Source organism: Streptomyces sp. NEAU-sy36 (genome assembly GCF_013423905.1).
GTDB classification, from domain to species: domain Bacteria; phylum Actinomycetota; class Actinomycetes; order Streptomycetales; family Streptomycetaceae; genus Streptomyces; species Streptomyces misionensis.
Genome location: NZ_CP058977.1, coordinates 115,177 through 127,446, shown reverse-complemented (window position 1 = coordinate 127,446; position 12,270 = coordinate 115,177). Strand labels below are relative to the sequence as shown.

The following is a 12,270-nucleotide window of genomic DNA, read 5'->3' as shown; positions in this document are numbered from 1 at the left end:
CGGTCAGGCCATCCAGAAGAACACGGCGGTCATGCGCTTCTCCTCCAGCGTGTCGCCGGTGTAACCGGTGGCGCTGTGCACGAGGTTGGCGTTGTAGAGGAGCAGCCGGTTGTACCTGTGGGGTACGCGGACGTCCTCCTCGAAGGCGTCCGGGGTCACGAAGCGGGTGCCCAGGGCGTCCACCAGGTTGTTGTGCGGGGCCTGGACGACATTGCCGCCGAGCCGGCCGCCGGGCAGGTGCTGGCGGTAGAAGCTGGTCCCGCAGTCCTTGGGGACACCGGGGTTGAGGTACAGCACGGCCGCGTACCGGCACAGCGCCCGCGAGTCGGTGTGCGGGCGTGGCTCGCTCTCGCCGGCGCCGACGACCTGGACGCAGTTGTGGTTGAGCGTGCCGCCGCCGGGCGCCCGCTGCACCCACAGCTTCCCGGCGCCGGTCGCCTCGCGCACCAGCTTCTCGACGACCGCGAGTTCACCGGGTTCCAGGCCGGGCATGGCGCGCAGGCCCGGCCAGGTCTCGGAGGTGTACGGGTACCCCTTCGCCCAGTCGTCCTTGGCCAGGCACCGCGCGCGCACCGCGTCCGGATCGGGCAGCACGTCGTCCAGGACCCAGTAGTCGCGGCCCCGGGTCGGCTTGCGGTAGGGCAGGACGGGCAGCGCGCCCGCGGGCCGGGGCGCGGGCGGCCCGGAGGCCGGCTGTGGGGGCATGCGGCGAATCTAGGCCCGCGCCCGCGCGGCCTTCTCCCGAGGACCGGTCAACCTTTCCCCAATCGTGTGTCATGTACACCAACACATGGCAATCCCCAGGTCACCGGCGGTCTTCGGCCGGTCAGGCGAGCCAAACCGTGGTGTCCGGCGGCAACCCGCCGTCCCCCGGCAGCGGCGCGCTGCCCAGCAGCACCTCACCCGGCGGCACCGCCACCGGCTCCGGCCCGAGATTGGTGACGCACCGCCACCCCTCGCTCCGCCTGAAGTCCAGTACCTGCCCGGGGCATCCGGGCGTCCACTCCAGTTCCTCCCCGCAGAGCAGCTTGCGGCGCAGCCGCAGGGCGGTGCGGTACAGCTCCAGCGTCGACCCGGCCGCCCCGCTCTGCGCCTCGACGGCGTACGCCGCGAAGGACGCGGGCTGCGGCAGCCAGGCGCCGCCGGGCCCGAAGCCGTAACTCGGTCCGTCCGTCGTCCAGGGCAGCGGCACCCGGCAGCCGTCGCGGCCCTTGCGGACGTGCCCGGTCTGCTCCCAGATCGGGTCCTGGAGCACCTCGGCGGGCAGATCGGCGACCTCGGGCAGCCCGAGTTCCTCGCCCTGGTAGAGGTACGACGACCCGGGCAGCGCCAGCATCAGCAGGGTCGCCGCGCGGGCCCGGCGCAGCCCCGCCGCCGGGTCGATCGCGGGCGCGTGGCCGCCGGACAGCAGCCAGGCGTCGGGGTCGGTGCCGGGCGGCAGGACCAGTCGGGAGGCGTGGCGCACGACGTCGTGGTTGGACAGCACCCAGGTGGCGGCGGCCCCGGCGGCGCGCGCGGTGGCCAGCTCCTCGGTGATCACGCGGCGCAGCTCGGTCGCGTCCCACGGTGCTTGCAGGTACTCGAAGTTGAAGGCCTGCCCGAGTTCGTCGGGGCGGGCGTACAGCGCGCGGCGGGGGCCCGGCACCCAGGCCTCGGCGACGGCGCTCCGCGGCGGCCGGTAGGCGTCGAAGACCTTGCGCCAGTCGCGGTAGATCTCGTGCACCTCGTCGCGGTCCCAGTGGGGGTGGTCGCCGGGCGGCACGCGCAGCAGGGCGGTCTCCCCGGCGGCGCCGATGTCCCCGAGGTCGCGCAGCGGCTCGGTCAGGTCCTTGGCCAGGCCGTGCGCCACGTCCACGCGGAAGCCGTCCACGCCCCGGTCGGACCAGAACCGCAGGGTGGTGCGGAAGTCGGCGCGGACCTCCTCGTTGTCCCAGTTGAGATCGGGCTGTTCGGCGGCGAACAGATGCAGGTACCACTCGCCGTCGGGCACCCGGTGCCAGGCGCTGCCGCCGAAGACCGACTGCCAGTCGGAGGGCGGCAGTTCACCGTGCGCACCGCGCCCGCGCCGGAAGACGTACCGCTCGCGGGCCGCGGAGCCGGGGCCGGCCCGCAGCGCCTCCTGGAACCAGGGGTGCTGGTGGGAGGTGTGATTGGGCACCAGGTCCACCACGACCTTCAGGCCCAGCCGGTGCGCCTCGGCGACCAGGGCGTCGAAGTCGTCCAGGGTGCCCAGGCGCGGGTCGACGTCCCGGTGGTCGGCGACGTCGTAGCCGCCGTCGGCGAGTTCGGACGGGTAGAACGGGCTCAGCCACAGGGCGTCCACGCCGAGCGTGGCGAGATGGCCGAGCCGCCGGGTGATGCCCCGGAGGTCGCCGAGCCCGTCGCCGTCGGCGTCCGCGAAGCTGCGCGGGTAGACCTGGTAGATGACGGCCTGACGCCACCAGTCGGGGTTCCGGGAGGAGAGGTCTGCCATGCGGGCTCCCTTCAAGACGGTTGTAGGGAATCTGTCCACATTGCCCGGAAAGCGAACCTTGGAAACCGGACCGGTCCGTCAGCGGCCGCCGACGGTCTCCAGGAACAGCCGCGCGTAGCGTTCCGCGTCCACCGCCAACGCGACGTCGACCAGGGCCTGTTCGCGACGTCCGTGATGGGCCTCGGACTCACCGGGGCGCGTGCGGCGGTCCACGATCGTCTGGCCGCGCGCGGGGCCGGGGGCGAGGCAGACCTCGACGGGCAGCGGCCGGGTGGTCAGCCCCGCCGGATCGGCGACCGCGCACACCGCCCCCGCGTCCCCGAGGCACCCCGTTTTCTCGGGCCCGTCCGGGCGGTGCCCGAGGAGCCGGCCGGCCAGCCGGGCCCCGGGCTCGGCGCTCGCCCGCAGCCGCCGCGCCCGCGCGCCGGTCACCACCACCTCCCGGAACACGTCCAGGCCGTACATCGTGATCGGGACCCCGGCGGTGAGCAGGACGGCCGCCGCCTCCGGGTCGTGCCAGACGTTGAACTCGGCGACGGCCGTGGCGTTCCCGGCGCCGACCGCGCCGCCCATGAAGACGATCCGCTCGATGTGGCGGGTCACCTCCGGGTGGGTGCGCAGCAGCAGGGCGATGTTGGTCAGGGGCGCGGTGGGGACCAGGGTGACCGGCCGGGGCGAGGCCAGGATCTCCCGGCGCAGCAGGGTCACCGCGTCCACGTCGGCGGGGGCGCGGACCGGCTCCGGCAGCCCCAGGTCCCCCATGCCGTCGCCGCCGTGCCAGCCCGAGGTCCGGGCCGGTTCGAGCAGCGGCCGCTCGGCGCCGCGCCCCACCGGTATCTCCGGCGCCCCGGCCTGCTCCAGCACGGTCAGGGTGTTGCGGACCACCCGGTCCACGTCCGTGTTCCCGGCGACACAGGTCACCGCGCGCAGTTCGAGGCCGGGGTGGCGCACGGCGAACAGCAGCGCGAGGGCGTCGTCGACACCCGTGTCGCAGTCGATGATCACGGGGACGGGCTGCGGACCGGGCACTGCGGACTCCTTCGTCTGACGGGACCCGAACACTAGTTCAGCCCTCCCGTCACTCCCACAGCCCGGTCCCGCGCGCCGCCACCCGCGCGGCGACCCGGGACAGCAGCTCCGCCACCGGCAGCTCCCCGGGCCGCCGCCCGTCCCGCAGCCGTACCGCGGCCCGGTCCGCCGCGGCCTCGCGGGCACCGATCACCGCCACGTACGGCACCAGGCGCGCGGCGCGGACGCGGGCGCCCAGGGAGCCCTGGCCGGGCCCGGCGAACTCCGCGCGCAACCCCCGCGCCCGCGCCTCGGCCACGACGGCCGCCGCCCGCTCCTCCTGCTCGGCGCCGACCGGCAGCACCGCCAGCTGGACCGGCGCCAGCCAGGCCGGGAAGGCGCCACCGTGCACCTCGACCAGGTGGGCCACGGCACGCTCCACGCTGCCGATGACGCTGCGGTGCACCATCACCGGGCGGTGCCGGGCGCCGTCGGCGCCGGTGTAGCGCAGACCGAAGCGGGCCGGCTGGTGGAAGTCGATCTGCACGGTGGACAGGGTGGACTCGCGCCCGGCCGGGTCCGCGATCTGCACGTCGATCTTGGGTCCGTAGAAGGCGGCCTCGCCCGCCGCCTCCTCGTACGCCATGCCGGCGCGGTCCAGCACCTCCCGCAGCAGCGCGGTGGCCCGGCGCCACAGCGCGGGGTCGGCCACGTACTTGCCGCCCGCGCCGGGCAGCGAGAGCCGGTGGCGCACGGCACGGATGCCGAGGTCGGCGTAGGCGCGGGCGATCAGCTCCAGGGCGGCGCGGGACTCGGCCACCGCCTGGTCCAGGGTGCAGAAGACATGGGCGTCGTTGAGCCGGATCGCCCGCACCCGGGTCAGCCCGCCCAGCGCCCCGGACGGCTCGGCGCGGTACATGGTGCCCAACTCGGCGAGCCGCAGCGGAAGTTCGCGGTAGCTGCGGGCGCGGGAACGATAGATCAGGGCGTGGTGGGGACAGAGACTTGGCCGCAGCACGACGTCCTCGGCGCCCAGCCGCATGGGCGGGTACATGTCGTCGCGGTAGTGGTCCCAGTGGCCGGAGATCTCGTACAGCTCCCGCTTGCCGAGCGCGGGCGAGTACACGTGCCGGTACCCGGCCCGGACCTCGGCCTCGCGGATGTACTCCTCCAGGGTGTGCCGGACCACCGCGCCGTCCGGCAGCCAGTACGGCAGCCCGGCGCCCATCAGGGGATCGGTGCCGAACAGGCCGAGGTCGCGGCCGATGCGGCGGTGGTCGGGAAGCTGGTCGTGCACGGTGTCTCCTCGACGGCTCGACGGAGGCGGACGACCCCGTGACACGCCAGCGGCCCCGGGGCGTTCGCCCCGGGGCTTCGGACAGGTCGGATGTCAGCGCGCCGGGACGGTCTCCGGCGTCGTCGTGCCGTTCGGGCACGGGCTCGGGCACTGCGGGGCGCGCTGCATGGCCGGGAGGCTAGCAACGGCCGGGCGGGCCGGGCGACGGGTTTTCCCCGCCCGTCCGCTCCCCCGTCCGCCCGGCCGGCCCTCACCCGTCCGGGCCCGCGCGCTGGTGGGGCGCCCGGGGCGGTGGTGCCGTGAGAGGAGGCACCGGCACCGGGAGGCACCGCGATGTACGACGGCATACGACCGCACGGACGCCTGCTGACCTGCCTCATAGGCGCCGGCCTCCTCGGCGTCGGCGGCTGCGCGGCCCTGACCCTGAAGCAGCCGGCGACCGCGCCGCAGCCCCTCCCGACGATCGACCGCCCCTCCCGCGGCGAGCAGGCCCCGGCCCGGCCCGACGGCTCCACGCTCACCGACGGCCAGGCGCAGTCCGCGCTGCTCACCCAGTCCGACCTCGGCGCCCCCTGGGCCGCGACCCGCGGCGCGGCGACCTGGCGGGACGGGCTGCTCAAGGCGAACACCTCGGCCGGCGACTGCCAGAAACTCCTCGACGCGCTCTACAGCGACCGGTTGCTGGGCGCCCCGGCCCGCGCCGCCGTCGGCCTGGACGACGCCGACACCGACGCCCAGCTGCGCTACCAGATCGGCGCCCGCCGCCCGTCCGACGTGGACGCCGCGCTGGCCTGGCTGCGCACGATGCCGGCCAAGTGCGCCCGGTTCACGGCCACCACCCAGCAGGACACCCAGGAGGACGTCCGGGTCGCCGAACTCCCCCTGCCCGAGGTGGGCGACGCCCGCCAGGGCCTGCACATCACCCTCGACGCCACCACCTCCGACGACCAGGAGAGCCACCTCACCCTCGACGTCGCCGCCGTCCGGGTGGGCAACGACGCCTTCGCCCTGACCAACGGCGGCCTCGCCGACGTCCCCAACGACGCCACCCAGGCGGCCGTCCAGGTGGGAGCGCTGCGACTCGCGCAGGTACGCAGGGAGGGCCGGGCGGAGGTGTAGGCCGGGATCAGAGCGGCGGCTGCGCCGGTGCCGGGCCCAGCGTCGTGGTGCCCGGGGCAGCGCGGTGGCCGAGGCCGGTGCGGTAGGCGTCCAGGGCGGCCTCGACCCGTCCGGTACGGCGCAGCAGATCGCCGAGGAGGCGGCACAGGTCGGCCAGGTCACCGGCGGCGCCCGCGCGTTCCAGCAGGCTGAGGGCGCGCACGTAGTGCTCCTCGGCGGACTCGGTGTCGCGGCCGTCCTCGGCGATGATGCCGAGCAGCCGGTGCGCGGCGGCGGCGTGCACGGCGCCGCGCTCGGAGGAGAAGTCGCCCAGCACTCCCTCCAGCAGCTCCGCGGCCTCCGCGGACCGGCCGCGCCGGTGCAGCACATCGGCGAGTTCCACCGCGGCCTGGCTGCGGTAGAGGGCGGCCCGGGTCCGCGACAGCATGTCCAGCGCCTGCCGCAGCTCCGTCTCCGCGGCTTCGAGGTGGTTGTTCTGCGCGTGGACGTAGCCGCGCATCCAGTGGCAGTGCGCCAGCTCGGTGCGCAGGCTGAGCTGGCGGTACAGCTCGGCCGCCTTGGCGAGGGAGGCGTCGGCCTCGGCGGCGCGGCCCTCGGCGAGCAGGGTGCGGGCCACCGAGCGGTGCATCCGGGCGATCAGCGCCGGGTCGCCGGAGCGCGGGGCGAGTGCGAGGGCGAACTCGGCGGCCTGGGCTGCGCGGGCGTGCGCGCCCATGTCCAGGTAGGGGCCGATGGCGCTGGCGTACAGGAGCAGCAGCGCGTCCGGGTCGTGCAGCCCGCCCCGGTTGAGTTCGTCGAGGGTGGTCTCCAGCAGGTAGACGGCGTAACGGAGTTCGCCGGCCAGGTAGTGGGCGACCGCGCGGCCGCGCACGGCGGGGGCGCGGGCCGCCGGGGAGGCGTCGGCGAGCTGTTCCTCGGCCCGCTCGAAGTGGGTCCGGGCATCCGTCAACGCGCCCGTCTCCAGCGCGCATTCGCCGAGCCCCAGCAGCGCGGCGGCCTGTTCGGGAACGAGTGCGTGCGCCTCCGCCTCGGCCAGCAGGTCCGCGTAGCGCGCCGCCGCCTCCTCGGCCCGGCCGTCGGCCAGCAGCCGCTGCGCCTCGGTCAGCCGCAGCCGCAGCTTTGTGGCGAGGTGGGCGGGGCGGCCCAGCGCCAGTTCCTCGAAGCTCACGCCGAGCCGGTCCGCGATGTGCCGCAGCGCCTCGTCGGAGGCGCGCACCCGGCCCGCCTCCAGGGTGGAGATGTACGCCGGGGTGTAGGCCGGCTCCGCCAGTTGCCGCTGGGTGAGCCCGCGCTGGGCGCGCAACTGCTGCACCCGTCGTCCCACCGTTCCCGGATCGTCCCTTTCCCGCACCACCGGCACCCCCAACTCCCCTTGTCCGCCTTGCTGTTCGGCTCCCGCTGCCTCTAGGTTAAACGGCGGGTTAAACCTGCTTAATACGCCGCTGTCGTGTTGTGAGGTCGCCGTGTCCGGACGTACACCCGGTTCCCGCGGGAATTCCACCGCGCGCAGGGCCGTCGCCGCCGCCGTGGTCGCCGCCACCTCGCTCATCCTCGCGGCCAACGCCGGCCCGGCCCGCGCCACGGCACCGGCCGCTCCCGCCGTGCGGACCACCGCTGAGGCGCCGGCGTCCCGGCACTGAACAACCGGTGTCGGAAACCACGGGACCCGCCTACCCTGCCCGCATGACCTCTGCCGCCGCCCGCACCGCGCTGGACCTCACCGCCGACCTCCCGGTCGCCGGCCTGGAGGACCTCTACCGCGATCTGCACCGCCACCCCGAGCTGTCCCTGCGCGAACACCGCACCGCCGGCAAGCTGGCCGGCCGGCTGGCGGACGCGGGGTTCGAGACGGCCGAGGGCGTCGGCGGCACCGGGGTCGTGGGCCGGCTGGCCAACGGCGACGGCCCGACCGTGCTGCTGCGCGCCGACATGGACGCGCTGCCGGTTCCGGAGGCGACCGGACTGCCGTACGCCTCCGCCACGGACGGGGTGATGCACGCCTGCGGCCACGATCTGCACGTCACCTGGCTGGCCGGGGCCGCGGCCGCGCTGGCGCGGGGGCGGGACACCTGGCGCGGCACGCTGCTGGTGGTGGGGCAGCCCGCCGAGGAGACCGGGCAGGGCGCCCAGCGGATGCTGGCGGACGGGCTGTACGAGCGGTTCGGGCGGCCCGACGTGCTGCTCGGCCAGCATGCCGCGCCGGGCCCGGCGGGGCTGTACCCGCACGCGCCGGGACTGATCATGTCCGCCGCGACGGACGTGGACATCGTGGTGTACGGCAGGGGCGGGCACGGCTCGCGCCCGGAGGCGACGGTGGACCCGGTGGTGACCGCCGCCTACCTCGTCACCCGGCTTCAGACGGTGGTCTCCCGGGAGGTCGCGGCGGGCGAGTCCGCGGTGCTGACGGTGGGCCGGATCGAGGCGGGCACCCGGCACAACATCATCCCCGGCGAGGCGCGCATCGCGCTCAACCTGCGCACCCAGTCCGAGGCGGTACGGCAGCGGATGCTGGCCGCGATCCGGCGCATCGCCCAGGGCGAGTGCCTGGCCGCCGGCTGCCCCCGCGAGCCCGACGTCACCCTCGGCAACACCTTCCCGATGACCGTGAACGACGCGGACACCGACCGGACCGTGGCCGCCGTGCACGGCGAGGTCTTCGGCGCGGGCACGGTGTTCGACCCGGGCCCGGCGATGGGCAGCGAGGACTTCCCGGAGTTCTCGCTGAACAGCGCCATCCCCTACTCGTACTGGTTCGTCACCACCACGCCCGCCGACGTCTGGGACCTCGCGTCCGGCGACACCCTCGCCGAGAAGCTCGCCGCCGTCCCCAGCAACCACAGCCCCCGCTTCGCCCCCGACCCGGCCACCGTCGCCCCGGGCGTGCGGACCCTGGTGTCGGGGGCACTGGCGCTGCTGTCGGAGGCGTGAGCCGGGTCAGGTCCGCTGCAACTCGCGCAGCTGCCGCCGTACGTCCTCCAGCGCGCCCTGCCTGCGCCCCGGCACCCTGGAGCGCAGCTCCGCGAGCGCGGGCCCCAGTTCACGGGCCCGCGCGGTGTCGCCGATACGGCCCCACTGGTGGTGCGCCCGGTCGACGGCGGCCTCCACGGCGGGCGCGTCGGGGGCCTGCCCCGCCGCGAGCCTGGTCTCGGCCACCGTCATCCAGCCCCGGCAGCTGCGCCCCGCGTCCCCCGCGAACATCGCGAGGTCGGCGCGCACCTCGGCCCAGTGCAGCGCGTCCTCGGACGCCGGCCCGTGCTCCCCGACGGCCGCCTCCTGGAGCCGCGCCGCGATCGCGTCGGCCTCCTCGTGCCGCCCGTCCCGCACGGCGTCACTGATGGCGACGTGCGGATCGCCCCCGGCCTCCGGGAGCCCGTCCGCAGGGGCCGGCGGCGGAGCGGCGGAGCCCTCCGCCCGCGCGTCGTCCCCCGGCCCCCCGCCCGCGCCGGGCTCCGCCGGCCCGGCCACGCCCGCGTCCCCGGCCACATCCCCGGCGTCGGCCGCCGCGCCGGAATCCGGCCGGACCGCGTCGGCGGACACGGGACCGGAACCGCCGGCCGGCACCGCGTCCGGCGCGTCCGTCCGCGGCCCCGGGATCGCCCCGGTCCCCGCATACCCGCCGGGGTGCCCGGCGTCCGCCACCGCGCCGAACCCGCCGGCCGGCACGGCGGGGCCCGTCCACCCGGGACCGGCGTACGCGGCGACCTGGGGCGGTCCCAGGAGGACGTTGACGGAGGTCTCCTCCGCGATCCGGGCGAGGGCCTGGTGGTGGAGTTCGTCCAGCGGCGGGCGGTGACCGCTGCGCAGCAGGGTGGCGACCGTCTTCATGTACGTCGGCTCGGCCGGCCCCCGGCGTCCGGGCGGCGGTGCGACGCGGCCGTAGACCGCGGCCGTGCGGCCCGCGTCCAGCGGCTGTTCGTGCAGGTGCCGCCAGGCCTCCGGGTCCGCGTGCAGATCGAGGAGGAGCGCGGTCTGCCCCGGCGGCCGCAGCCGCAGCTCCTCGCGGATCCAGTGCCAGGGCAGCGCGGTGTAGCGGACCGTGGCCGGCGTGGTGCGGGCCAGCGCGAGGTGCGGCAGCCGCTGCCGGCGGTCCAGGTGCAGCTGGCCGGTGAGGTACACGGTGAGCGGCCCCGGCGCGGCCGCCGCGGCCCGCAGCCGGGTCAGCACGCCCTGCGGGTCCACCGGGTCCGCGAGTTCCACGACGTTGGCGGTGTCGGTGCCGGACAGCACGGCGGGGGCGACGGCGGCCAGCACCGGCAGCACGGAGGCCGCGTCCACCAGGCGTCCCCGGCCCAGCGGCGCGGCCGCGAGCAGCAGCACGGTTCCGGGCATGGTCCCTCCCCCTGTAGGCCCTGCGGTCCCTGTGGATCCGCACTCTCCCGCCAGCACCGTAACCGCTGCGACCGCCCCGACGCGCCTCAGGACGCCGAACTTCCCCGTTCCGGGTCGTCGCCCGCCCACACCCGCTCCGCCAGCCATCCCTCGCTGTCCCACCCCGGGAACACCGCCGGCCGCGGTCCTTCGTCACCGGCCGGGAGGCGGCGCAGCGCGAAGATCGTGGTGTCGTCCGCCAGCACGCCCCCGCTGTGCCGCCGGACACCCTCGTGGACGCGGCGCACCAGGCGCTGGGGCTCGGCGCAGCACGGATCGGCCACGACGGCTTCGGCGACGTCGCCGACCAGGTCGTAGAACTCGCCGTGGCGGTCCCGGGCCTCGGTCACCCCGTCCGTGACCAGCAGCAGCGTCTCGTCCTCGGCCAGCGGTACCTGGTGCACCGGCGGCAGCCCGCCGACCAGGTCGCTCAGGCCGACCGGCAGTCCGTCCCCGCAGGACAGCTCGCGCACCCCGCGCGGGCCGACCACGAGCGGCGCCTCGTGCCCGAAGTTGACGATCTCGACCGTGTCGGGGGCGTCCCGGGAGAAGGCGACCAGCACCGCGGTGGCGAACCGGTCCCCGTCGCGGCGGCCGATCGCGGTGGCGTGGATCCGCAGCCGCAGCATCCGGATCTCCAGGCGCTCGGCGACCGTCCCGAGATCCTTCTCGTAGTAGCCCGCCTCGCGGAAGCTGCCGAGCAGCGCGGCCGCCGCCTCCACCGCGCCCGTCCCCTTCCCCTGGACGTCCCCGACCAGCACCCGGGTGCCGTACGGCCCGGGCTGGATGTCGTAGAAATCGCCTCCGACCTGCGCCTCCACGTCGGCGGGGAAGTACGCGCCCGCCTGTTCGAGGCCCGCCCAGCGCTCGGGCAGCGGGCGCAGCACGGCCCGTACCGTGGCCGCCGCGACGTCCTCCATGCGCAGCATGTGCCGCTCCTGGCGCACCCGCAGGGCCGAGACCACCGTGGCCAGCGCACCGCCGAGCGCGACCAGGAGGAAGTCGGCGAAGCCCGCCCTGTACTGGTCCGGCCAGGCGTTGTCCACCAGCACGTACGCCACCAGCGACACCACGCAGAAGCAGGCCGTGGTGCGCACCCCGCAGACCGCGGCGGCGATGCCGGGCACCAGCACGATCCAGGAGACGAACCGGTACTCCGCACCCGTGTTGAAGTCCAGCAGCACGATGCCGACGAGCAGCAGCAACGGCAGCAGCCAGGCGTAACCCTGTCCGCAGAGCCGCCGTCGGCGGTGCCGCTCGTACGTCATCCGGTTCACATCGGCCGAGTCTCCAGGTTCGGTCGACAAACACGGGTAAAGGGGCACGCATCCGGGCACCCCCGCTCCGGTCTCGCGGGGCGGTCCGGTCTGCCGGGGTTCCGCCGTCCGAGTTGCCGGGGCGGGCGCACAGGTGTGCATTGGAAGGCGAACGGGGGGCGAGGAGAGAGGAGTGCTCACATGACCCATGCGGCACCCGCACCCGGTGGCATCCCCCGGCGCGCCCCGGCGCCCGAGGTGCAGGCCGCCACCTCCCCCGACCAGCGCCGTACCCCCGATGTCTTCGACGCCCGCACCCACCGGATCGGCCGGATCGCGGTCCCGGTGGTGCTGGGCCTGATCTACGGCTTCTGGGTCGCGGAGATAAACCGCTCCGGCGGCCCGGTCACCGGCTGGAACCTTCTGCTCGCCTTCGCCAGCTTCCTCGTCTTCGCCGTGCTGTGCAGCGCCCTGCTGGCGCTGGCCCCACGGATGATCCGGGAGGTGCACGCGCTGCTGTGGACGGCGTTCGTCGGCTGCGCGTTCGGCTTCCTGTACAGCCAGGCCGGCCATTCCGTCGCCCGGACCGCGCTGATTTCGCTGCTGGTCGCGGCGGCCACCTTCATCGTCTTCTTCTACCGGTACTACACCCGCGAGGACGCCTTCGGACGGCGGATCCGCTGAGGCCGCGCCCCCGTGCGGCGGTCGCCCGGACGGGCGCCCCCCGGTAGCGTCCCGGCCCCGCGGGC

At 75.5% G+C, this 12,270-nt stretch carries 11 protein-coding genes; 4 read left to right on the top strand and 7 right to left on the bottom strand.

Going from position 1 to position 12,270, the window contains the following annotated elements; genetic code table 11:
* Positions 1–3: 3 nt before the first annotated feature.
* The 4 genes from HZZ00_RS00580 to thrS form a co-directional block, all read right to left on the bottom strand.
* Complete coding sequence (locus HZZ00_RS00580; protein WP_180330374.1) at positions 4–705, bottom strand: DUF6445 family protein; 702 nt, start codon at positions 703–705, stop codon at positions 4–6.
* 121 nt (positions 706–826) lie between these two features.
* Positions 827–2,473, bottom strand: coding sequence for a glycoside hydrolase family 13 protein (locus HZZ00_RS00575; protein WP_180330373.1), 1,647 nt, complete (start codon positions 2,471–2,473; stop codon positions 827–829).
* A 78-nt stretch (positions 2,474–2,551) separates the two neighbouring features.
* Complete coding sequence (locus HZZ00_RS00570) at positions 2,552–3,502, bottom strand: nucleoside hydrolase (RefSeq protein WP_180330372.1); 951 nt, start codon at positions 3,500–3,502, stop codon at positions 2,552–2,554.
* Between the two features lie 49 nt (positions 3,503–3,551).
* Positions 3,552–4,778, bottom strand: coding sequence for a threonine--tRNA ligase (gene thrS / locus HZZ00_RS00565; protein ID WP_180330371.1), 1,227 nt, complete (start codon positions 4,776–4,778; stop codon positions 3,552–3,554).
* A 333-nt stretch (positions 4,779–5,111) separates the two neighbouring features.
* On the opposite strand from thrS, the gene HZZ00_RS00560 reads away from it, so the two are divergent.
* Entirely contained in the window at positions 5,112–5,897 is a 786-nt protein-coding gene (locus HZZ00_RS00560) for a hypothetical protein (protein WP_180330370.1), read from the top strand.
* 7 nt (positions 5,898–5,904) lie between these two features.
* On the opposite strand, the gene HZZ00_RS00555 is transcribed toward HZZ00_RS00560, so the two are convergent.
* A complete protein-coding gene (locus tag HZZ00_RS00555) occupies positions 5,905–7,248 on the bottom strand; it encodes a helix-turn-helix transcriptional regulator (RefSeq protein WP_180330369.1) in 1,344 nt (447 codons plus the stop codon).
* 112 nt (positions 7,249–7,360) lie between these two features.
* Here HZZ00_RS00555 and HZZ00_RS00550 point away from each other — a divergent pair, with 112 nt between their 5' ends.
* Together HZZ00_RS00550 and HZZ00_RS00545 are read left to right on the top strand one after the other, a co-directional pair.
* Positions 7,361–7,537, top strand: a complete 177-nt coding sequence (locus tag HZZ00_RS00550; protein ID WP_180330289.1) for a hypothetical protein — start codon at positions 7,361–7,363, stop codon at positions 7,535–7,537.
* Between the two features lie 43 nt (positions 7,538–7,580).
* The gene (locus HZZ00_RS00545) at positions 7,581–8,825 is read left to right on the top strand and encodes an amidohydrolase (RefSeq protein WP_180330290.1); all 1,245 of its coding nucleotides are present in this window, start codon (positions 7,581–7,583) and stop codon (positions 8,823–8,825) included.
* A gap of 6 nt (positions 8,826–8,831) precedes the next feature.
* Here the strand turns inward: HZZ00_RS00545 and HZZ00_RS00540 are convergent, their stop codons facing one another.
* Together HZZ00_RS00540 and HZZ00_RS00535 are read right to left on the bottom strand one after the other, a co-directional pair.
* On the bottom strand, positions 8,832–10,226 hold the full coding sequence (locus HZZ00_RS00540; RefSeq protein WP_180330291.1) for a hypothetical protein: 1,395 nt from the start codon (positions 10,224–10,226) through the stop codon (positions 8,832–8,834).
* Between the two features lie 86 nt (positions 10,227–10,312).
* Entirely contained in the window at positions 10,313–11,533 is a 1,221-nt protein-coding gene (locus tag HZZ00_RS00535; protein ID WP_180330292.1) for a PP2C family protein-serine/threonine phosphatase, read from the bottom strand.
* 189 nt (positions 11,534–11,722) lie between these two features.
* On the opposite strand from HZZ00_RS00535, the gene HZZ00_RS00530 reads away from it, so the two are divergent.
* Positions 11,723–12,205 carry a hypothetical protein gene (locus HZZ00_RS00530; RefSeq protein WP_180330293.1) on the top strand — a complete coding sequence of 161 codons (483 nt, stop codon included), beginning with the start codon at positions 11,723–11,725 and terminating at the stop codon, positions 12,203–12,205.
* Positions 12,206–12,270 lie beyond the last annotated feature (65 nt).